This is a genomic window from Agrobacterium sp. GW821-FHT02D03, assembly GCF_059421725.1.
Genome location: NZ_JBWKVN010000002.1, coordinates 547,184 through 569,260, shown reverse-complemented (window position 1 = coordinate 569,260; position 22,077 = coordinate 547,184). Strand labels below are relative to the sequence as shown.

Sequence of the window (22,077 nt, the reverse complement as noted above, 5' to 3'; positions counted from 1 at the left end):
AAGCGCAACGAGGTTGCGACTTCGGGCGTCGAGACTTAACAGAAACTACAAAATCGCAACATCGCCCCGGTCTAGTTTCAATACGGTCAGATTTCCGGTTTGAAAGGCTCCGGTGTCAATCCCTATCCGACCTGGTCCGAAAGAGACCTCGATTCGCGGCGTGTGACCGTGAACGACAAGCAGAGGGAGATTTGGGCCTTGAGAAATAAATGGCTCGCGTATCCATAGGAGATCGCTCTCGCGCTGCGCATCAAGAGGCACACCAGGTCTAACACCCGCATGGACAAAGAGATGGCTTCCAACCTTCAGGGTGACCGGCAGACCCGCCAGAAAATCGATGTGCTCAGCAGGGATACTGTCTTTCATAACCTGAGCTAGCGCGTTGGCAGCAAGTCCTTTTTGGGATCTTAGATAATCGAGATCTATCCCGTAAGAAAGCAAGGTCTGCTTCCCTGCTTGACTGAGCCAATTTGGGTGAGCGTCTGGATCCTGAAGAACTTTGTAGAAAAGATCATCATGGTTGCCACATAGAGCCACTCGTCTTAGACCGTGGGCGCTTGGCCGGATTAAATGGTCGAGCACCATCTGAGAAGCAGGCCCCTTAGCGACATAATCTCCTAGTAGAATAACGAGCCCGGTTCGTTTCGATTTGCTCATATCATCGGCGATCCTGTTTTCCGCATCACGCAGAAGATCGATGCAGCCATGTACGTCGCCAATCGCGTAAATCGGGTAGCTTGGTTCTTGATCGCCGATATTTATCCGTCTGCGTAACGTTGCGACTTCCTTCTTTTTCTTGAAGAAAGTGCTGTGTATCCATTTCATAAGGCAACCGCCCCTAGCCAGTGGCGCAAGCGTTTTTGCTTTTCCATAAAACTCCCACGTCCGCTATCGCATTTGGCCTCGAAGTCCCGAAGAAACGGGCATCGCTGCATGTACCGCCCACGAGACTGGCGCGGAGTATATTTATCAGACTCTGCTAAGTCATTAAACTGGAGGTCCGAGATCAGATCAAATATCATTGGGATTGTATTCGACATCGAGAAAGGCTTGGTGAACTGGTCAATAATTTGGAGATTCAGCCAATATGTCTCGAAATTGAGAATGGGTAAAATGAGCTGGCCTCTGCGCGTGCTGATGCGGCAAATTGCCAAGGCTCACGCTATGCGCCGCGATCACTTTCGAACCGTCGCGGTTGGCGAAAAATCCAATGCATCGTCATTCTAAGCAAGAACACGCAGCATCGATTGCATTTTAGCGATTCTTTGAACGGGATGTAGAATGACCTCGTTCATAGTCGGGATATCTGAAGAGGATAACCCAATGACTACAAGAAACGTAACCCTTCATATCGCTGCATTCATCGGACTTCTGACTTTAGCACCTTCCACTTTGCTTGCCGCAGGCGTGGGTGGATACGCCCGTGATCTCGGAGCCGACGTCAAAAGAATCGTTGATGGGGAGTTCACGCTTGCTCCCCTCGCAAGCGTTGCCTTCTGCATGAAGAATGCGGATCAATGCAAAGATACCGGAGGCGGCGTCGTCGAATTGACGGATGCTCGCCAAGCAGAACTCTTCGGAGTAAATTCAAGGGTTAACGGCAGCATCAGACCGAAGAATGACTCTCCCACCGCTGATGTGTGGAGCGTCGATGTCTCCACTGGGGATTGCGAAGATTATGCTCTTACAAAACGCAAACGCCTCCTAGAGCTCGGGTGGCCATCGCGAGCGTTGCGTATGGCAGTCGCTACGACGCCGTCGGGCGAGGGGCACGCTGTTCTGGTCGTCCGGACTTCCAAAGGCGACCTCGTTCTCGACAATCGGACTTCTCAGGTCAAAGATTGGACGAAGACTGATCTCTTCTGGTTGAAGATGCAGTCGTCAAATCCAGAAATCTGGGTATCAATGCAATCTCGGCCGATTCGACCTGTTCTGGTGTCCGACAGAGCAAGAGATCGGCGCCCAGCAAGAGTGACGCGCAAACCGCCGGTGCCTGTTGTGCAGGTCTTCAGCGACATCGGAATCTACAATACGAAAAAATAACCTCTTGCGTTGCGACGTGAAAAGAAATGCCCAAAATTAAGATTGTTAGCAGCCTGAAATTGAAAATATGCTGCGCGAGTCGAGGTCAATAAATTATAAAACGCTAAAGCAATGTTGCTTCCGTAGGAAGTCATAATTGTAATGTCTTGCTTTAGCGCATCGCTCATGTCATATGGATTATTATATTTCGCAGTGCGATAAAGTGCGCATCTCAAAGATGAATGCATATTTGATGGGGCAACAAATGTGCTTAAAACACCAACTTCACGTTGTTATTGTTAACTATAGAACATCGGCTCTTACAATCCGTTGCGTTAGATCGATTTTACGGCACGGCATTGTCTCCCCATCTAGAATTACTATTGTCGAAAACTGCTCTGGGGACGCCTCTTTTGAGGAATTGTCGGCTGCCCTTCCAGAGGTTTCTATTATCCAGTCCCCGTCTAACGGAGGATTTGGGGCAGGTGTCAATTTCGGTTGCCGTGGTTTAAGTGAGAAGTATTTTCTCATTTTGAATCCAGACACCTATTTCGAGTACGACAGCGTCTCTACCGTTATCGCACATATGGAAGAAAACGAGGACGTCGGAATAGTTGGACTGGATCTTATCAATCCAGACGGAACTCGTCAGTACTCCGCACGTCGTTTTTACTCTGCGCTTGATATTTTTGCGCGGCGCAGTAAAGCCCTTTCGCCACTCATGCCAAAGCGCATAGAACGCCACTTGATGCAGGATGCTTACGCTAGGAATCTTCCATTCGACGCAGAGTGGGTGATGGGCACGGGCTTTATCATTCAACGCGACGTCCTTGATGCGGTTGGCGGCATGGACGTGGACTACTTTCTCTATATGGAAGATGTTGATCTCTGCGCGAGAGTTTGGTGCGAGGGATACCGTGTTCAGTGCTTGCCCCAGGCGCAACTTGTACATGACCATCAGCGCTCAAGCGCCGCTAGCCCGCTCAGCTTTGCCGGGAAGACGCATCTAAAAAGCCTATTGAAGTTCGCTAGACGATTCAGTCTGCCCCTGATCCGACCACCGGGCACACAGAACATCATCGCAAGCTTTTCCGGCAGACGCTGAGAAATACCAAACGCTTCCCTCCAACACCTGCTGAATATGGGCGCGGCTGCATTTGCGCTTCTAGAGTGGGATGTTTTAGGGCCGATCGACATTCACCGGATCCAAGTCATCGTGGTGGCGAGACGGATTAATCCGGTGAAGTGAATGGTTCTGGGTTCGTAGCGGGCTGCGAAGCGGCGGAAATTTTTGAGGCGATTGAAGCACCGCTAGATACGGTTGCGCTGCGGCGATCCGATCGTGCGTGATGACGATCTTGCGGATGCGGTCCGAAGGGATGACCGCTTCGGTACACGTGGCCTTGATCGTTGCCCTCAAGGCGTTGCTGTCATAGGCTTTATCGGCCAGGCTAGCATTGTCCTTCTGGCCATCCAGAAGCGCAGGAACCTGTGTGATGTTATCGCGCTGGTCTGCGGTCACGATAAAGCGCGAAGGTCGACGAGTGCATCAGACAGCATATGGATTTTGGCGGTCAGTCCACCTCCGGAACACCCCAGCGCCCGATCCTTGTCCCCCTTTCCGTTTACCTCCTGTTGATGCGCACGCACGATGGTGCTTTCGGTCATCAGATATTGATTGTCCCGCTCGTCAGTTGTGGTCCGGTTGAGATCATCCGCCGGAACAAGGGCGCAATTCTAGACCATTGCGCCTCGTTCAACTCATATTGCTTCACCGCTATCAAAGCCTCAGTGCTTAACCTATGAATCAACGATCGAGTGATTTGGGAACCCTGAATGTCGATCCGGCCAGAGGTAACGCGCGTGATAGTATCGTTCCGCGGCACCCCAGTAGATTGATAGTGCAATCACGTCAGGCGATGCGAAACAATTTTCATTGATGACCCATAACCCAAGCCGCCGGAGCGAAATCAAAAGAGAAATTGAGGCAAGTTAACTGCCGCACTGGGGGCGCCGCGGGCTGGGTCGGCAGGTGCCGCATGAGGTGTCTTCTGGTCCGGTTATCAGAACATCCCGTGGCGGTGACTCGCCGAGCGCCTATCAGCCCCAGACGCGTCGGATGGCGTCGAGGGCTATCGATATGGCTGGGTCTCTCACGCGCGCGTCCAGGCACATGAAGCTGAGTTTTGTGGAGATCTGGAGCTTATCGGCGATGACGAGGCCGTGAGATTGTTGTTCGTGGAGAGCGATCGTTTCGCGGCAGAGGCTCAAACCTATTCCTGTTCGCACCATCGCCACCATGGACGCCTCCTGATCGACTTCGGCAACGATGTTTTGCCGAAGGCCAAGGTTGGTGAAAAGGCGCGTGAGCAACCGGTTGTGGACGGAAGCGTGCGGTGTCCCAATCCAGGGGAGAGATGCGACCAGAGACCAGTCGCCCTCCCGCACGAGAGCCGCGAGTGAGGGCGGAGCCACGACCCGATAGGTCAGTTGCGCAAGTTCGTAGGCGTAAAACAGCGATGGTGTGCCGCTTGAGGAAATCTCCTGGGACGGATCATGGTCTTTCGGATCCCCGAGATAGAAACCGACGTCCAGCTCGTTTCGCCGCAGGCCCTCTGCCACGTCTCCGCTCATGCCATGCCGCAACGTGGTCTCGATGCCCGGGCCGCTTTCGATCAGCGCGTTGAGGAACGCCCCCAAACGGGTGAATTCTGGATCGATGATCGTGCCGATCCGAAGCTTTCCGCGTACCCGCGACGCCAAATGGCCAGCGGTCTGCCCAAAGTCTGTGAGAGCTGCCAGGACCTGCTCAGCCTTCGCCGCAAGCAGAGCCCCTTCTTGAGTCAATTCAAGTCCGGTCGACGTGCGGCGGAACAGGGTGAGCCCGGTGTCGTTGGCGAGCCGCTTCAACTGCAGCGTCACCGCAGGCTGTGTCACGTAAAGTTCCTCGGCGGCGCGCGTGACGTTTCCAGCGCGCGCAACAGCGACGAATGCCCTTAAGGTTTTGAGGTCAGTGGCGTGAAGCATATTAATTTTACTTATAATGCCCCATGTAATTTGTCATTGGATTTTCACACTCCGCCTCCGCTATTCCAAGAAGCAGAAATATGGGAGGAGCGAAATGGTTGTGTCCATCATCAAGTCTTGCGCCAATGAGGCGAGCGGCCGAACCTTTGAGGTCGCACGATGACGCGCTCTATTTCTCGCCCTTCCAGCAACATGTTCGACTACATCATCGTCGGGGGCGGTTCGGCGGGCTGCCTGCTTGCAAACCGTCTCAGCCGCAATCCCGCCATGCGCGTCCTCCTGCTGGAGGCGGGGCGCAAGGACGACTATCCCTGGATCCATATCCCGGTTGGCTACCTCTATTGCATTGGTAACCCGCGGACCGACTGGCTTTATAAGACCGAGCCGGATGCCGGCCTGAACGGGCGGTCGCTACGCTACCCACGCGGAAAAACTCTGGGCGGCTGCTCGTCCATCAATGGCATGATCTATATGCGCGGTCAGGCGCGGGATTTCGATGGTTGGGCGAAGATGACGGGCAATGATGCCTGGTCCTGGGAAAATTGCTTGCCGGACTTCATGGCGCATGAAGATCATTATCGTCTCGACAATGGGGCCGATCCAAAGACCGGAGACAATAGCCGGTTTTCCGATATGCATGGCCATGGGGGGGAGTGGCGCATCGAAAAACAGCGGCTGAAATGGGACATTCTTGAATCCTTTGCCGAGGCTGCTGTCGAGGCTGGCGTTCCGCGGTCGAATGATTTCAACAGTGGTGACAATGAAGGGGTCGGATATTTCGAGGTCAATCAGAGGTCTGGCTGGCGTTGGAACACATCGAAGGCTTTCCTGCGACCAGTGAAAAATCGCCCAAACCTGACCATCTGGACGGAGTCCCATGTCGAACGGCTGGTCCTTGAGACCGATGCCTCAGGTGCCAAGCGTTGCACTGGTGTCCTTCTGCAACGTCAGGGTCAACGCGTCGAAGCGCGGGCCAGCCGGGAAGTCATCCTCTCTGCCGGTGCGATCGGTTCACCGCAAATCTTGCAATTGTCCGGCATCGGCCCGGCAGGCTTTTTGAAACAGCATGGTATCGAGGTGGCGCATGACCTTCCAGGGGTGGGAGAGAACCTTCAGGATCATCTGCAAATCCGCGCGGTGTTCAAGGTCGGGAAGGCAAGGACGTTAAATACGCTTGCCAATAGCACCGTCGGGAAAGCGATGATCGGGCTGGAATATGTGCTCAAGCGCAGCGGCCCCATGAGCATGTCGCCCTCGCAGCTTGGCGCATTCACCCGCTCGGATGAAAGCCAGCCGCATGCCAACCTAGAGTATCACGTCCAGCCCCTCAGTCTGGACGCCTTTGGCGAACCCTTGCACAATGTTCCCGCCTTTACCGCAAGTGTGTGCAACCTCAATCCGACATCCGTGGGCCGCGTGCATATCCGGTCTGACAAGGCGGAAGACGCTCCGGCGATCGCGCCAAATTATCTCAGCACGGACGAAGATCGGAAGATTGCCGCAGAAAGCCTGCGGCAGGTGCGCAGGATCGTTTCTCAGCCAGCACTGGCGAAATACCAGCCCGAGGAATGGAAGCCAGGACCGCAATTCCAGAGTGACGAAGAGTTGGCGCGGCTTGCCGGTGATATTGCCAATACCATTTTTCACCCGGTCGGAACGACGAAGATGGGCCGTGACGATGACCCGATGGCCGTGGTGAACAGCCGTCTGAAGGTGCGCGGCATCGAAGGGCTGCGTGTTGTGGACGCAGGCATCATGCCTAAGATTACGAGCGGCAATACGAATGCACCCACTTTGATGATTGCCGAAAAGGCAGCCGGGTGGATCGTTGCCGATGCGCGTGCGTAGAATTTTTTTGGGGAGACAACAGCAATGACATCGATCTCGCGCTCCGCACGTCCTCTTTCCGGCGTCCGGGTGGTTGATTTCGGGCAATATATTGCCGGTCCCGCCGTCGCGATGATCCTTGGCGATCTTGGGGCGAGCGTCGTGCATATCGATCCGCCAGGCGGTCCGCTCTGGAACAATCCTGCAAACGCCATCCTCAACCGCAACAAGTTGACCATCAACCTCGATCTCAAGACGGAAGAGGGGCTGAAGCAGGCGTCGGCGCTTATCGACGAGGCCGACATCGTCGTTGAGAATTTTCGGCCCGGTGTGCTCGCCCGGCTCGGCATCGATTTTGCCGCGCTACGCGACGTGCGGCCGGATCTTATCACACTGTCGATCCCCGGCTTTGCGTCCAACGACGAGCTTCGCCGCGACTGGCGCGCATTCGAAGCCGTGATTGCCGCTTCGTCCGGCGTCTTTACGGATATGGGTCTCAATCGCGTCCTGATGGGCATCAACCCATCCTTCTCGCCACTGCCGCTCTCGTCGGCCTATGGCACCATGCTTGCCGCCTCCGCGACGGTATTGGCACTTCAGGCACGCGAGCGGACGGGTCACGGCGATCATATCGAAGTGCCGCTGGCAAGCGCGGTTATGGAAGGTCTCTCTTACAATTCGATCCTGATCGATGATTATCCGCTGCGATACCAGACGCAGCGCGAACGGGAAATTGAACGGCGGCGCAAAGACGGCCTGCCGATGGACATGTCCTACGACGACCTTCAGGAGTTCCTCGATCCCTTTTACCGAAGTTACATGTGCGCTGACGGGCGCATGTTCTATGTCGTCTGCCCCAGCCACAAGAACCACGCGAAGCGCTGCCTGCAGGCGATGGGCCTTTACGACGAACTGGTTGCCGAGGGGCTTCGCGAGGAAGACGATACCTATCTGCCCGTTTCCCAATGGTCTTCGGATGTATCGCTTGGCGTTTATCCTCTTCCGAAATTCTGGGCCGACAAGATCGCGACGCGGATGAAAGACGTCTTCCTGACGAAAACCTCCGATGAATGGGAGCGGGTTTTCGGCGAGGGCCTCTTCCCAGGTGCCCCGCAGCGCTGGCTGAAGGAATGGATCGCCGACGATCACGCAAAAGCCGCAGGCCTGATGATCGAGGTGGACGACCCAATCCTCGGTCGTATGGTGCAGCCGGGGCCAATGGCATGGCTGCAGGAAAGCGGACAAGCCATGCTCGCACCTCATCCCAGGCGCTGGGGAACCGCAGACGAGGCGCTTGCACTGTTTAAACGGAATGAACGCGCATCGCTTCCGTCTCCTGTCGCCGGAGCTCAAGGTGGCTGGCTGGATGGCGTGAAGGTGCTCGATCTCTGCAACGTCATCGCAGGTCCGCATTCCGTCGCCTATCTTGCCCGCTTCGGTGCGGACGTTATCAAGATCGATCCGTCAAAGCCCTTCTACGACTGCTGGAACACGGTGATTTTCGGCATGTCGCATATGCGCGGCAAGCAATCGGTTTTGATGAATATCGGCTCCCCAGACGGGCGTATCGTATTCGAGAACCTGGTGCGCTGCGTCGATGTCGTAGTCTGGAATGCCACGGATCGTCAGGTCAAAGCGATGGGGCTCGATGCAGAGAGCCTGAAAGCGATCAATCCACAAGCGATCTTCTGCCAGCTCGATTGCTTCGGGGGTGTGCAAACCGGGCCGCGTACAGACTATCTCGGCTATGACGACCTGGTCCAATCGGCAACGGGCATCATGTTACGTTTCGGTGGCTCGATGGAGACGCCGGAAGAACATGCGCATGTCGGAACGATCGACGTGATGTGCGGTTTCGGAGCGGCCCTGGGCATAGCGGCAGCGCTTTATCAGAAGTCGAGGACAGGTGTGATCGGCCGCCCGCGCACGTCGCTTTCGGCGTTGACGGGTCTGGCACAGATACCGTTCTGCTACGATTATGCTGGACGGGGGCCTTTTAATGAGCCGTCCGGTCGCAAAACCAAGGGTTATGACGCACTCTCACGGCTTTACGAAACGGCCTCGGGTGATCATCTGCTGCTCTGCGCCTCGGAAAGAGATTTGCCGCGCTTCGCCAAAGTTCCGGAACTGCGGGAGATTATAGGCATGCCAGAGCCCGATCGCCTGGCATATCTGGAGAAGGCCTTCATGGCGGAACCCGCGGAAACGTGGCTGCAGCGTTTGCGCCGAGCCGACATTGGTGCATCGCTGTGCGAAAACATCGAGACGATCCGCAGGAGAAGTGCCCGTATTGCCGATGGGACGCCAGGCACCGACCGTGGCAGCTACTCCTTCTCCATTTTCCCGGATCACCCGAGTGGTCACACCGTCACTCAGCTTGATCCGTTTGCTATTCGTCCGGCACTCGGAAAGGTTACGGCGGTCGCTCCAGCGGAGAAATACGGGGCCTCTACGCGCATCGTGCTACGCTCCTTGAACTACACCGACGCCGAGATTGATAGACTGATCGCATCCGGCACGGTCAGCGAGACGTGGAGTGCCGAATATCTGCCGAGCTAGTATGAGAGGCGGCTTCGGGTTCTGAGGAGGATACCGAAGCGGCTTGCAGCCCGCCGAAGGACGCGATGGCGTCGATGGGCCTCGAACCTTACCATCGCACAGGGAGGAACCACCATGAAAGAACTGTTTGCTTCGACATGCCTTGCAGCATCGATGCTGTGCTTCGCAAGTTCGGCTCATTCGGCCGATTGCGGCGATGTGACAATCGCAAGCATGAACTGGCAGAGCGCCGAAGTTCTCGCCAGCCTCGACAAGTTTATCCTCAATGAGGGCTATGGGTGCAACGCCGACATTATCCAGGGTGACACGGTTCCAACGATCACATCCATGACCGAAAAGGCTGAGCCGGACATCGCGCCCGAAGGCTGGGTCGATCTTCTGCCGGATGTCGTCAATGGCGGCATTTCAAGCGGGAAACTCGTTGTCGCATCGACAGTTCTGACGGATGGCGCGGTACAGGGCTGGTGGATGCCGAAATACATCGCCGATGCCCATCCCGATATCAAAACAATCGATGACCTTCTGAAGCACCCGGAACTTTTCCCGGATCCTGAAGACAAATCCAAGGGCGCTATCCACAATGGGCCCCAAGGCTGGGGCGGAACCGTCGTAACGGCGCAGCTTTACAAGGCTTACGGTGGCAAGGAGGCCAATTTCAGTCTTGTCGACACGGGGTCCGCCGCTGGTCTCGATGGTTCGATTGCCAAGGCCTATGAGCGCAAAGAGGGCTGGGTCGGCTATTATTGGGCACCCACCGCTCTTCTTGGAAAATATGAGATGGTGAAGCTCGACTATGGCGTGCCATTCAACGCCGCCGAGTGGAAGCGTTGCAACACCGTGGCGGATTGCCCAGACCCGAAGAAAAATGAGTGGCCCAAAGATACTGTGCAGACCCTGGTGACCAAGTCCTTCTCCGAACGTGCCGGGGCAGATGTCATGGGTTATCTCAACAAACGCGGCTGGAGCAACGAAACCGTCAACAAGCTGATGGCGTGGATGACCGACAACCAGGCAAGCGGCGAAGACGGCGCCAAGCATTTCCTCGCAGAGAATGAAAACATGTGGAAGCAGTGGGTTTCGCCAGAGGCTGCCGAAAAGATCAAGGCGGCGCTCTGATCTCGTCCAAGACGTGGTTGGCGCGGATCGCGCCGACAACGAGCCGCGCGTCATGGGGCGCATCGACCATTATCGAGGAGGATTGGCTTTGGATTGGCTATTCAGCTTTCCACACATGGATGAAACGTCTTTACGCGAACTCAAAAAGGTCATCGACGAAAGCTTTCGCGGTTTTACGCGAGAGTACGGCGCCGGGCTTGAGACGCTCTTCCAACCGTTGCAGCACTTTTTGATCTGGTCTGAGCGCTTCATGACGAAGACGCCTTGGCCCATCATTCTTCTTTTGATCGCCGCACTCGCCTGGTTCGCCAGCCGCAACTGGAAGATCGTTGTCGGCGCTGTCGTGACCCTTTTGCTTATCGGTTATATCGATATGTGGGATGACACGATGAAGACAGTGTCCATGATTTTCGTCTGCACCGTCATGTCGATTGTCATCGGGATTCCCATCGGCATCGCAATGTCCCGTTCTGATAGGATAGAGAAGATCATCAACCCTATGCTCGACGTCATGCAAACCATGCCGAGCTTCGTTTATCTCATTCCTGTCGTCATGTTGCTCGGGATCGGCAAAGTACCTGGCCTCATTGCCGTCGTCATCTACGCCATACCGCCGATGATACGCCTCACCAATCTCGGCATTCGCCTGGTTGACCGCGATGTATTGGAAGCTGCGGATGCTTTTGGTTCCTCCAATTGGCAAAAGCTCAAGAATGTGCAGATGCCTCTTGCTCTGCCCACCATCATGGCCGGCATCAACCAAACGATTATGATGGCGCTCGCCATGGTGGTCATCGCCTCGATGATTGGCGTGCAAGGTCTCGGCCAGCCTGTATTGAAGGCCATATCAAACCAGTACTTCACGCTCGGCGTCTTCAATGGGCTCGCCATTGTCGGGATCGCCATCATCTTCGATCGCGTCAGCCAGGCTTTCGGTTCTCGCCTTCAAAAGCACCGGGAGGCTGCTCATGGGTAACCGAAAAGTTGGCGGCTACGGCATCGAAATCAAAAAGCTCTACAAAATCTTCGGCCCCAATGGCGCGGCGTGCGTCAAGCTCGTGGAGCAAGGTATTGGCAAAGCTGAATTGATTGCGCAACATGGCCATGTGCTCGGGCTCCGTCACATCAATATCTCCATGCCCGCCGGCGGGATCCAGGTGATCATGGGGCTCTCCGGATCGGGAAAATCCACGCTCATTCGCCACATCAATCGCCTTATTGATCCAACAGCCGGTGAAGTCTTGATCGGTGACGAGGACGTGGTGAAGATGGACGCGGCACAGCTGCGCGAATTCCGTCGGCACAAGACGGCAATGGTGTTTCAGAAATTCGCTCTTCTCCCGCACCGAAACGTTCTTGAGAATACACTTTATGGGCTCGAGATACAGGGGGCACCCCGCAACAGGCAGGTGGACTGTGCCATGCGCTGGATCGAGCTTGTCGGGCTCAAGGGCTTTGAGAATAGATACCCAAATCAACTATCGGGCGGCATGCAACAACGCGTGGGGCTCGCCCGCGCACTCGCCAACGACGCGCCAATCCTGCTGATGGACGAAGCATTTTCTGCCCTTGATCCTCTCATCCGTGTCGACATGCAAACGGTTCTTCTCGACCTCCAGAAAGAAATAAAGAAGACGATCGTCTTCATCACACATGACTTGGACGAGGCGCTCAGGCTGAGTGACCGGATTGCTATTTTACGAGACGGCGAAGTTGTGCAGCAGGGCACCGGGCAGGATATCGTGATGAAGCCAGCCGACGAGTATATTGCGAGCTTCGTTCGGGAAGTGAACCGCGCGCGCATTATCAAAGCAGAAACAGTGGCGACGGCGACGACAGACCCACGCCGCGAGTTGAGGATCTCTGTACCGGTCGGCGCAACGCTCGAGGAGGCAGCAAGAGCGATGACATCGGCAGGAGAGAGCGAAACCGCGGTTGTCGATGAAGAGGGTCGTACGATAGCTGTGCTGACGCTCCGGCAGGCGGTTGATGCTATGGTCAACTCGCAGACAGTCCCGGCCACCGCCGACGTCAAGAAAGTCGCCTAAACGCAACTGAAGTGCGCAGCGGTTGCCATAACGACATGAGATAAGACAAAGAGCTAAAGCGTGGCGAGCGAATCTGAAAGATCGCGACACGCTTTAGTTGATGATGTCGAGAGATTCACACGAGCGGTGCGGCGTCGGCATTGCGCAACCACCCTTTTGAACTGCTACGCCTCATCTCTACTCTCGGTTTTGGCAAACACGCGCCCGATTGTGTTGAGTAGCAGTTGGGCGGCCAGGATCGCGGTCGAACCGGTGTGATCGTAATCGGGTGCAACTTCCACCAGGTCGACGCCGACGATCGTTCCTTGTTTGGCAAGGCCCGCAATCAGTTCCAGCACTTCATAATAGATGAAGCCGCCATGGCTCGGTGTACCCGTTCCTGGTGCGATTGAGGGATCGAAGCCGTCGATATCGATTGTTAGGTAATATCTCTTTCCAGTCGGAATACGGGCTAAAACGGCATCGATGCCAAGCTTGCGGATCTGGCGGACCGAGAGAATATCGGAGCCTTGAGCGCGGGCGTAATCGTAACCCTCTTTAGCCGTTGAGGAGACATTGCGAATGCCAAGTTGTGTCATGCCGGTGACCCAAGCCTTCTCCGAGGCGCGGCGCAGCGGGCTGCCATGGCCAAAGCGAACGCCGTGGCGCTCATCAACGAAATCGAGATGGGCGTCGAACTGCACGACATGGATCGGTTCCTGCTCGCTGAAAGCATTGATGCATGGAATATTGATCGAATGATCGCCGCCGAGCACGACAGGCAGCGCTCCCGCCGCAAGAATCTTGCGAACGCCGAACTCTATGTTGGCATGGCTTTTCATTGTGTCCGTGTGGACGATATCCGCGTCGCCAAGATCCACGATGCGAACGCCTTCCAAATAAGTGACGTCATCCTCATGATCGTAAGCGCCAGCGTGACCGAAGGCGAAAAGCGTCGAGGCTTCGCGGATGCTGCGTGGTCCGAAGCGTGCGCCGGCGCGCCACTGGGTTCCAAAATCGAAGGGTGCGCCGAGGACAGCGACATCGGCGTCGATCTTGTCCCAGTTCTCCACATAGGGACTTTTCGCGAAGGTGGAAATGCCAACGAAGGGTAGGTTTAACCGTCCATTGTCGTAGCCGTGGGCTGTCATGCTTATTCCTTTCAGGCATCAAATCGCGCGTTCGCGCCAGGTTTCCAGAAATTGAGAGAGACGGTCGCTTTTTGGAGTTGCGAAAAGCACATTCGGTGCGCCTTCTTCGACAATCCTGCCGGCATCCATGAAAACAACGCGATTGGCGACATGTGCGGCAAAACCCATTTCGTGGGTCACGATCACCATCGTCATTCCTTCCGAAGCGAGCGATTTCATCACGGAGAGGACTTCGCCGACCAGTTCGGGGTCCAGCGCCGAGGTCGGTTCGTCGAACAGCATCACCTTCGGCTTCACGGCCAAAGCTCTGGCGATCGCAACACGTTGCTTCTGCCCGCCGGAGAGGCTTTCAGGCCAGCGGTCGGCAAAGGACAGCAGTCCGACCTTACTGAGCATTTCGCGCCCGATCTCTTCTGCCCTCGTGCGGGAGAAGCCATGGACCAACCGCAATGCGAGCGTCACATTGTCCAGCACTTTCAAATGCGGCCACAGGTGGAAATGCTGGAAGACCATTCCGATCGGGCGACGGGTATCGGTCAATTCCCTGTAGCCCGCTTTTTCGCGTCCAAGCGGTGTCTCGCGCCATCCCAGCATCTTGCCAAAGATGTGAACCTCGCCAGCATCATAGGCGTCGAGAAACGCAAGCGAGCGCAGCAGGGTGCTCTTGCCTGACCCGGAAGGCCCGATGATGCAGGTGACATCGCCATCTTGAATATCAAGATCGATGCCCTGCAATACGGTCTTGTCGCCAAATCGCTTCTCAAGTCCGCGAACGGAAATGGCTGCCGGTCTCGTCATCTCAGGAACCTCTCTGGGCGAAGTGGCGCTCCAGAGCGCGTCCCGACTTCGACAGAATTTCAACAAGGGCCCAGTAGAGCAGGGCGATAGTGAGGTAGGGCGTCACGACGCTGAAGCTGATCGAGCTGATCGTTCCGGCTACCTTCGTCAACTCTCCAACCGTGATCACAGAGAGAACAGCCGACTCTTTCAAAAGCGCGATCGCTTGACCCACGCAGGGCGGCAGCGTTAGCCGAAGGGCTTGCGGAAGCTCCACGTGCAGGAAGCGCTGCTCGCGTGTGAGGCCCAGCATCTCTGCGGCTTCGCGCTCTCCCTTGGGAACGGTGTTAAGGCCTGCACGAAAAATCTCTGCGAAGGGACCTGCACCATAGATGCCAAGTCCGAAGGTGCCGGCCACATAGGGACTGAGCAACAGCCCGATCTGCGGTCCGCCGTAGTAGAGAAGGAAAAGCAAGAGGGCGAGAGGCGCGCCCCTGGCAAACTCGACATAGGCTCTGGTCAAGATTGCAAGCGGACGAAAGCTGCTGCGCAAACCAGTGGCGAGCACTATGCCAAGCAGGGCAGCAATAGTGACGCCGCTTGCCGAGACTGTGATCGTTGTGAGTAGCCCGGCAAGATAGAGCGGCAGGTCAGTGATAAAGCCGGTCATCAATTTTGCCCTCTGCGTGACAGGCGTCTCTCAAGCATGAGTCCCAGAGCGGCGATAAGGATGCCGACTGCAACATAGAGAAGCAGGGCTGAGGCATAGGCTTCCAGGGGGCGAAACGTCGAGGACGCGACCTGTTGGGCGCGGCGGGTCAAATCCGTCACGGCGATGACCGAGACGAGCGAGGAGTTCTTGATCAGAGCCTGCATTTCTCCCACCAGCGCTGGCAACATAGCCCGTACAGCCTGAGGGACCTCGATGTTGATAAAGATCGCAGAGGGAGAGAGACCCAGCATTCTTGCCGCCTCGATTTCGCCTTTCGGCACAGCCTGAAGCCCCGCCCGATAGATTTCCGATTGGAACGCCGCCGTATTGAGCGCCAAGGCCAAGGTGGCGGCAACGATCGGCTCAAGCTCAAGCCCGAGGAATGGAAGAATGTAGAAGGTGATCAAAAGCTGTACGAGGATCGGTGTTCCGCGCCAGAAGGAAAGATAAAGCGCTGCCGGGACGCGCGTCCACCGTGTGCCACGCGCGCAGGCGGCCAACAGAAGAGCCAACGGCGCGCCGAAGAGAAGCGCCGTCAGACTGATCGTCATTGTGTTGGTGAGGCCATCGAGAAGCGCGGGCCAGATATGTGCGGCTGTCCTGTCCATGGCCGACCCTTCCTATCTTATTCAGCGGCAGGGAGAGTCTCTGGAAGTTCCATCGGGGCGCCGAACCACTTCTTCTGGAGCTCCGCAAGCTTGCCGGATGTGTTGAGCTTGACCAGTTCGGCGTCCATCAGCGCATTCAGCGATGCGCTGTCGGCATCATTGCGGCCTGCCCAGGAGAAATAGGTCTTCGGCCCGAAGGTCGGCAGAACGACTTCGAAGACGTCGGGCCGCTGGCGGGCGGCTTCTAGAAGATTGGGAAGGGAATTGACGACAGCCTGGATACGGCCGGCGCCGAGATCGGCATAGGCTTCGGAAAAGTCCGTATAGGTGGAGACGGTCACCGGACCGCCTTTGTCTTTCAGCGTTGCGGCAAAGGTCGCAAGCGCGGCAAGCTGCGCGGAGCCGGCCTGAGAACCGACCGCCTTGCCGGCGATATCTTCCGGCTTGGTGATGGTTGCATCGCCCTTGCGCTTCAGTAGTGCCATGGTTGCATCGGCGATCGGAGCCGAGAGATGGTAGGCCGTCATGCGTTCCGGCGTGACGGTGACGGAGGTGGCGACATAATCGAAGCGGCCAGCCGCGAGGCCCGGCAGAATGCCCTGCCAGGGCAGGTCCAATCGCTTGAGCTCGACGCCCGGCAGAGCCTTCATGACTTCAACCATGATGTCGGCCGAGTAGCCGACGATCTTGCCGTCTTCGACGAACTCGAAAGGCGCAAAGCGGGCTTCTGTGGCAACGGTAAAGACTTTGTCCGCTTTGATTTTGTCGAGAAGATCTGCAGCGTTCGCGGCGGTCGACGACAGGATCGTGACGAGCGCTGCGCCGAAAAGCAAAGCTCTGGAAATGGACGATGGCATCATGGTTCGTTCCCCGGTTGTTTATTCTGCCAACGAACCATGGACATCAGCGCAAAAAAATAGGAAAGATGTGGAGTTCACATTAGAAAAGATGATGTAAGGTCGTCTCATGCAATTTGCCCAGTCCGACCTCCGGGCTCTCACCGTGTTTCGTGCAGTGGTGGAGCATAAGAGCTTTCTCGGCGCGCAGATCATGCTTGGCCTCAGCCAGTCCGCTGTCAGCTTCCACATCAAGGCCTTAGAAGACAGGCTTGGCTACAAGCTTTGCCGCCGCGGGCGTGCGGGCTTTGAATTGACAGATCGCGGTGCGATCGTTCATGCGAAATCGAAAGCGTTGTTTCTGGCACTCAACGCCTTCGAAAGCGAAATAGGCACGTTGAAAAACAGGATCACCGGGACGCTCAGGCTGGGGTTGGTGGACAACACCATTACCGATGCGGACTTGCCCATTCATCGCATCATTGCCCGCATCAGCGACAAGGCGCCGGAAGCACGCCTTGAACTGGTCATTGATTCGCCGGACGCATTGCTCGCCGAAATCGCCAATGGCGGTCTCGATATTGCGATCCTTCCGGAAACGGAACCTTACCAGGGCCTCAAACTGTCGCGCCTGCGCGATGAGATGCATTCCCTCTATTGCGCCAAGGGACATCCACTTTTCACTGCAGATGAGGCGGACATTTCCGTGCAACGTGTGGAAGGCTTCGAATTCGTCGTCAGGCCCTATGCCAATATGCGCGAGTTGCAGTATTTTCCTGGAGCGCGCGCCAAGGCCTCGGCCTCGAACATGGAGGCCCAGGCGATGTTTGTGATGTCAGGCCGATATCTCGGCTATTTGCCGGATCACTACGCGGCCGACTGGGTACAGAAAGGCATCTTGCGTGCCCTTCTGGCGAAAGAAGGCCGGATCAATTCTCCCTTCATCATCGCCACTCGTCTGAGCGAGAGGCCATCGACAATCTTGGACTTCTTCATTCGCGAACTGGCGGGACTGGCGTCGGAAACCCTGCATCGGAAAAAGCCGCGCACTGCAGAATGATCGAGTGGCTCCAGTCCAGACCAAAATTGGCTCTGCTGGTACTGTCGCTCACGCAACCTCCAGACTTTTAACAAAATTCGCGCTTTCATGAGCATGAATGCGGGTAAACCGGATCAGTTCATCGAAGTGGCGCTGCATCTTGCGGATGGATTCGGCGTTGTTGAGAACGAGATACATGCCGCCCACGAAGATCGCTGCGCGCTGCGAGCCGAAGATCGTGTAGGGTACAGAAAAGCGCTCTTTCTCGTTGAACAGGAATAGCCGAAACGACGGGTAGAGCTCGTTGATGAGTTCGGACATGTATTGCAGCTGTGTTGCCCTGATCTCCTTCTTCAAACCGCTCCACATGCCGCGCCCCTGGGCGAAAGCTTCCAGCGTTTCGCACGGCATGCAGACTTCCATATCCGTGCCCGGCTGGCGGTTGTAGTCGAGGCGAAAAGCGGACTCGCTGGCTTGTGCTTTCACACTTTGATGCGCGCTTTCGGCTTCGAAGGCGATGATTTGCGGTGTGCGTAGCAGGTCCGGGATGCGCGCGGGAACGTAACGGATCTTCGAACCTGTGGCCTCGGCATGCCATTTCATCAGCAGCGTGTCGGTATAGTCCTCACCGCCTTCCTCGATCTCGAAGCTCGGGCGTAGTTCTCCCGTCAAGCCTGGATCGTGCGAGATGCCGAGCAGCCAATCGAGCGATACGGCGTGGCGTTCGGCAATGTTGAGAAGAGTTTCCACGCGCGGTAGACGCGCCGAATCACCCGACAAAAGCTGTGATAGCGCCGAGCGGTCAACGCCGATTCCGGCCGCAAAAGCCGAATGGCTATCGCCGGACCGCGTGACCAGTTCCAGCAAGCGGAGGCGAAAGAGCTCCGCCAAGGCACGCTTGTCCATAATCAACCCCAATGTTTACTATTATCAACATTGTATGATTTCTGTTATCAAAATCAACAGTCGGTCACCAAACTCTCATTGTGCGCATCGCGGCTCAGTGAAACTCTGTTCCGGGGCAAATCAGGGAATATGATGAGCGATACGTCATTCGATAGGCAACACCAAGGAATCCATCAACGTCGAACAAGGGCACCTAGAGTGGAGTGGCCGACAGTTGCTCTACTTCTTGCATGCTACGGCCTGTGGGGGATGGCCGGCTACAGTCTTTATCCGGCCTATCCCATCGACGCGCTCGTGCTGATGGGCGTTGCGGTCGCGCTTCACTCGTCGCTTCAACATGAAGTTCTGCACGGACATCCCACAAGGAGTGCCAAGGTGAACGAGGCGCTGGTCTTCGCTCCGCTCGGAGTGTTTTACCCCTACCGCAGCTACAAGCGGACGCATCTTCAGCACCACGCGGATGAGCGCCTCACCGATCCCTTCGATGATCCCGAGAGCTACTACCGCGCCATGAGCGACTGGGAGACGATGCCGGCGTTACTGAAGCGTCTGCTTGCCTGGAACAACACGCTGATTGGACGTGTGCTGATCGGCCCGCCGCTGATGGTGGTTGGGTTCACCGCTTCCGAATGGCACAAGATTTTCAAGGGCGATCGCAAGGTCATCATGGCATGGACCCTCCACCTTGCCGGGCTCATTCCGACCTTGCTGGTGGTCTCGAGCCTGTTTGGCATTCCCCTCTGGCTCTACGTCGGCGTTTCCGCCTATCTCGGCGTTTCCATTATCGCCATCCGCTCCTATTGCGAGCATCAGTGGGCGGAGCAGCCGGACGGGCGCACGATCATCGTCGAAAGCTCGGTTCTGGCACCGCTCTTTCTCTACAACAACCTGCACTTCGTGCACCACAAGCTGCCTACCGTGGCATGGTACAGGTTGCCGTCGCTCTATCGCGCGGGGCGTGCAGAATGGCAAAGGATGAACGAGGGATATGTCTTCGCCAACTATTTCGAGGTTTTCCGCGCATTCGCTTTCAAGGCGAAGGAGCCGGTGGTGCATCCTGCCTGGCGACGGGAGGAACCGGTCGTCGCGAACGACATCGTGGTAAAGGATCAGGGCGAGGTCGCGAGCTATCAAGCCGCGGGTGGTACCGCAATTCCGGATCTTCCGGCATGAAGTGGATTGCCGCTCTGCCAATGTATGACTGGCCGGAACTGCGATCCGATGTGGATCGCAGCTGGGAGATAATGCGCGCCCGCTTCATCGCAAATGGCATCGATGCGCCTGAGCAACTCGTTCGACGCAACGCGGACATGCCACCGGTTCCGGGCGGCATCCGTGGCGAGGATGGATCGATCATCGCGCCGGACCCGGCAACGCTCGATCCGGATGCTCTCGATCTCGATGTCCTGTGGCGCCATCCGGCTCTTCTCGTCTCTGGCACCTGTTGGGGGCCGATGGAACTTGGCTTGCAGGATCATGTCCAGGTCATCGGACAAAGCCCGTATGATGATGTCGCGGGAGGCTCGGGAATATTCTATTCGAGCGCCATTGTTGGTCGGAGAGGGGAGGGCGCCAGCGTGATGGCGCCTGAGACAGGCCAACCGATCTTGCCGATCTCGTTACTTCGAGAAAGAAAACTTGCCTTTAACGAGCACCGTTCGATGTCCGGTCATCTGGCCTTGAAGCGCGATCTGGAAGCGATAGGCGAAAGCTTCAAGCTGTTTTCCGAATTGGTGGAAACCGGAGCGCATCGGGCGTCGGTGACGGCTGTCGCACGGGGAGAAGCCGACTTCGCGGCAATCGACTGCCGATCCTGGATGCTGGCTGAGCGCTATGAGCCTGCGGCGAGGGATCTGCATGTCGTCGGCTGGACAGGGCGGCGCAAGGGCCTGCCCTTTATCCGCGCCAGAAACATCCATCTCGACTTCCTCATGTAGGCGCTTCGCGCACCTCAGATAGTTTGATGGGGAGGCAGTGTCTTCGCCAGGAGCGCTCTGGTCTTCTCCATGTCGGATGAGATCGGCCGATCGTCTGAATAATGGCTGACGTGCGACCGGAGCAGGCTGTAAAGCGCGTCCGTACCCGGTGCTCGGCGCGCCGCGGTTTCCAGAAAATCATGGGCCTGCGTAGCCGCCAGCCACTCGATCGCCAGAATGTATTCGGCATTGTCGATGACGGCGAGAAGCTTGTTGGCTGCAGCGGTCGGATGAGCAAGGAAATCCTCCTGCAGCGCCGAGGTGAGGCCGCCATCGGTGGAGGCGGGCGCTGCAAGCCTGCGGTTTTCGTTTGCAAGCGCTGCTGCCGTGTATTGGGCGATCATGAAGCCGGAATGGCTGCCTGGGTCGGAGGCGAGGAAGGGCGGAAGGCCGCTCACCAGCGGGTTGACCAGGCGGTCGATCCGCCGTTCGCTCATGGCCGCAATTTGCGCAATGGCAATGGCAAGCGCGTCGGCGGCCTGACCGAGTGCTGGCGCCACCGCATGGGCTTCCGACCAGACAAGCGGCTCCTCCGGCGTGCCGGCGACAGCGGGGTTGTCGGTGACTGATGCGAGTTCACGGTCAACGATGGCGGCGCAGTTTTCGAACAGATCGCGCGCCGCACCGTGGGCATGGGGGATAGAGCGCAGGCTGAGTGCATCCTGTGTGCGCCGGCCCTTGGCAGCTTCGATCAGTCCGCTGCCAGAAAGACGTGCCCGCAGCACCTTGCCCACCTTGGCAATACCATCGGAGACTCGTAACGACAGGACGACCTCGCTGAAAGCCGGCATCTGGCAGCCAGCCGCCTCAAGCGTCATGGCGGCAATGGCATCGGCCCAGTCGAGCAATTGCGCGGCCCGGTCCAGCGCGATGCTGGAGAGGCCGGTGGCGCAAGCGGTGCCGTTGACGAGGCTCAATCCCTCCTTGGCGCCGAGAACGAGTGGCTCAAGTCCGAGCTCCGCCAAGGCCTCACGCCCGCTCAAGGCACGTCCACCGATATGGGCGGAGCCTTCTCCAATGAGCACCAGCGCCGTATGCGCATTGTGCGTCAGGTAGCCCGCCGATCCGCGGGAAGGGACATCCGGAATGCAGTCGCGTTCGAGAAAGGTGGTAAGATGGCGAACGATCTCCAGGCTGACGCCGGAATACCCATGGGCAAAGTTGGCGATCTGCGCGGCGATGATGGCGCGCACCTCACGAGGGGGAAGAAGCGGACCGACGCCGCAGGCATGGCTCAGGATAATGCTGCGCGAGAGCTTGCCCTGTGCTGTGCGATCAACAACGGTATCCGAAAGAGCGCCGACGCCGGTATTGACGCCGTAGGCACGGATGCCCCGCTCGACGATGCTCTCGACGATCCGCGCCGCGTTTTCTATCCGCTGACTTGCGGCGTCGGAGAGTGCAAGTGGTTCTCCCTGTCCGATCTTTGCCACGTCCTGCCAAGTCAGCCTGTTATCGAGCAACACGGTCATTCGGTTTTCCTGATGATATTCA

20 protein-coding genes are annotated in these 22,077 nt (G+C 56.9%); 10 read left to right on the top strand and 10 right to left on the bottom strand.

Annotation, left to right across the window (positions count from 1 at the left end; genetic code table 11):
- Positions 1 to 45: 45 nt before the first annotated feature.
- Positions 46 to 825 carry a metallophosphoesterase gene (locus AC07U5_RS16050; protein WP_494723618.1) on the bottom strand — a complete coding sequence of 260 codons (780 nt, stop codon included), beginning with the start codon at positions 823 to 825 and terminating at the stop codon, positions 46 to 48.
- A gap of 498 nt (positions 826 to 1,323) precedes the next feature.
- Between AC07U5_RS16050 and AC07U5_RS16045 the strand changes: the two genes are divergently transcribed.
- Both AC07U5_RS16045 and AC07U5_RS16040 read left to right on the top strand, forming a co-directional pair.
- On the top strand, positions 1,324 to 2,043 hold the full coding sequence (locus AC07U5_RS16045) for a transglutaminase-like cysteine peptidase (protein ID WP_494723617.1): 720 nt from the start codon (positions 1,324 to 1,326) through the stop codon (positions 2,041 to 2,043).
- A 172-nt stretch (positions 2,044 to 2,215) separates the two neighbouring features.
- Entirely contained in the window at positions 2,216 to 3,127 is a 912-nt protein-coding gene (locus AC07U5_RS16040; RefSeq protein WP_494723616.1) for a glycosyltransferase family 2 protein, read from the top strand.
- A 75-nt stretch (positions 3,128 to 3,202) separates the two neighbouring features.
- Here AC07U5_RS16040 and AC07U5_RS16035 read toward each other — a convergent pair whose 3' ends face one another.
- Positions 3,203 to 3,544 (bottom strand): hypothetical protein, encoded by a 342-nt coding sequence (locus AC07U5_RS16035; protein WP_494723615.1) that lies wholly within the window; start codon positions 3,542 to 3,544, stop codon positions 3,203 to 3,205.
- Between the two features lie 578 nt (positions 3,545 to 4,122).
- A complete protein-coding gene (locus AC07U5_RS16030) occupies positions 4,123 to 5,049 on the bottom strand; it encodes a LysR family transcriptional regulator (RefSeq protein WP_443276693.1) in 927 nt (308 codons plus the stop codon).
- 159 nt (positions 5,050 to 5,208) lie between these two features.
- Between AC07U5_RS16030 and AC07U5_RS16025 the strand changes: the two genes are divergently transcribed.
- The 5 genes from AC07U5_RS16025 (at position 5,209) to AC07U5_RS16005 (ending at position 12,599) form a co-directional block, all read left to right on the top strand.
- Positions 5,209 to 6,897 carry a GMC family oxidoreductase gene (locus AC07U5_RS16025; protein WP_494723614.1) on the top strand — a complete coding sequence of 563 codons (1,689 nt, stop codon included), beginning with the start codon at positions 5,209 to 5,211 and terminating at the stop codon, positions 6,895 to 6,897.
- A gap of 24 nt (positions 6,898 to 6,921) precedes the next feature.
- Positions 6,922 to 9,435, top strand: coding sequence for a CoA transferase (locus AC07U5_RS16020; protein ID WP_494723613.1), 2,514 nt, complete (start codon positions 6,922 to 6,924; stop codon positions 9,433 to 9,435).
- A 114-nt stretch (positions 9,436 to 9,549) separates the two neighbouring features.
- Positions 9,550 to 10,551 carry an ABC transporter substrate-binding protein gene (locus AC07U5_RS16015; protein WP_494723612.1) on the top strand — a complete coding sequence of 334 codons (1,002 nt, stop codon included), beginning with the start codon at positions 9,550 to 9,552 and terminating at the stop codon, positions 10,549 to 10,551.
- 88 nt (positions 10,552 to 10,639) lie between these two features.
- On the top strand, positions 10,640 to 11,527 hold the full coding sequence (locus AC07U5_RS16010; RefSeq protein ID WP_494723611.1) for an ABC transporter permease: 888 nt from the start codon (positions 10,640 to 10,642) through the stop codon (positions 11,525 to 11,527).
- Entirely contained in the window at positions 11,520 to 12,599 is a 1,080-nt protein-coding gene (locus tag AC07U5_RS16005) for a quaternary amine ABC transporter ATP-binding protein (protein WP_494723610.1), read from the top strand. Before AC07U5_RS16010 ends, AC07U5_RS16005 begins: the two co-directional genes overlap by 8 nt.
- A 164-nt stretch (positions 12,600 to 12,763) precedes the next feature.
- Here the strand turns inward: AC07U5_RS16005 and speB are convergent, their stop codons facing one another.
- From speB to AC07U5_RS15980, 5 genes are read right to left on the bottom strand one after another with little or no spacing between them, the layout of a single operon-like run.
- On the bottom strand, positions 12,764 to 13,729 hold the full coding sequence (gene speB / locus AC07U5_RS16000; RefSeq protein ID WP_494723609.1) for an agmatinase: 966 nt from the start codon (positions 13,727 to 13,729) through the stop codon (positions 12,764 to 12,766).
- Positions 13,730 to 13,747: 18 nt separating this feature from the next.
- Positions 13,748 to 14,527 (bottom strand): amino acid ABC transporter ATP-binding protein, encoded by a 780-nt coding sequence (locus tag AC07U5_RS15995; RefSeq protein ID WP_343107164.1) that lies wholly within the window; start codon positions 14,525 to 14,527, stop codon positions 13,748 to 13,750.
- Between the two features lies 1 nt (position 14,528).
- On the bottom strand, positions 14,529 to 15,176 hold the full coding sequence (locus AC07U5_RS15990) for an amino acid ABC transporter permease (protein WP_494723608.1): 648 nt from the start codon (positions 15,174 to 15,176) through the stop codon (positions 14,529 to 14,531).
- Positions 15,176 to 15,826 (bottom strand): amino acid ABC transporter permease, encoded by a 651-nt coding sequence (locus tag AC07U5_RS15985; RefSeq protein ID WP_494723607.1) that lies wholly within the window; start codon positions 15,824 to 15,826, stop codon positions 15,176 to 15,178. The genes AC07U5_RS15990 and AC07U5_RS15985 overlap by 1 nt, the downstream gene beginning before the upstream one ends.
- 17 nt (positions 15,827 to 15,843) lie before the next feature.
- The gene (locus AC07U5_RS15980; protein ID WP_494723606.1) at positions 15,844 to 16,686 is read right to left on the bottom strand and encodes a transporter substrate-binding domain-containing protein; all 843 of its coding nucleotides are present in this window, start codon (positions 16,684 to 16,686) and stop codon (positions 15,844 to 15,846) included.
- 106 nt (positions 16,687 to 16,792) lie between these two features.
- On the opposite strand from AC07U5_RS15980, the gene AC07U5_RS15975 reads away from it, so the two are divergent.
- A complete protein-coding gene (locus tag AC07U5_RS15975) occupies positions 16,793 to 17,722 on the top strand; it encodes a LysR family transcriptional regulator (protein ID WP_494723605.1) in 930 nt (309 codons plus the stop codon).
- A 48-nt stretch (positions 17,723 to 17,770) separates the two neighbouring features.
- On the opposite strand, the gene AC07U5_RS15970 is transcribed toward AC07U5_RS15975, so the two are convergent.
- Entirely contained in the window at positions 17,771 to 18,607 is an 837-nt protein-coding gene (locus AC07U5_RS15970; RefSeq protein WP_494723604.1) for a helix-turn-helix domain-containing protein, read from the bottom strand.
- A 129-nt stretch (positions 18,608 to 18,736) separates the two neighbouring features.
- On the opposite strand from AC07U5_RS15970, the gene AC07U5_RS15965 reads away from it, so the two are divergent.
- Together AC07U5_RS15965 and AC07U5_RS15960 are read left to right on the top strand one after the other, a co-directional pair.
- Positions 18,737 to 19,780 carry a fatty acid desaturase gene (locus AC07U5_RS15965; protein ID WP_494723603.1) on the top strand — a complete coding sequence of 348 codons (1,044 nt, stop codon included), beginning with the start codon at positions 18,737 to 18,739 and terminating at the stop codon, positions 19,778 to 19,780.
- Positions 19,777 to 20,544, top strand: a complete 768-nt coding sequence (locus AC07U5_RS15960; RefSeq protein WP_494723602.1) for a PhnD/SsuA/transferrin family substrate-binding protein — start codon at positions 19,777 to 19,779, stop codon at positions 20,542 to 20,544. The genes AC07U5_RS15965 and AC07U5_RS15960 overlap by 4 nt, the downstream gene beginning before the upstream one ends.
- A 14-nt stretch (positions 20,545 to 20,558) precedes the next feature.
- Here the strand turns inward: AC07U5_RS15960 and AC07U5_RS15955 are convergent, their stop codons facing one another.
- Positions 20,559 to 22,055, bottom strand: coding sequence for an HAL/PAL/TAL family ammonia-lyase (locus AC07U5_RS15955; RefSeq protein WP_494723601.1), 1,497 nt, complete (start codon positions 22,053 to 22,055; stop codon positions 20,559 to 20,561).
- Between the last annotated feature and the right edge of the window lie 22 nt (positions 22,056 to 22,077).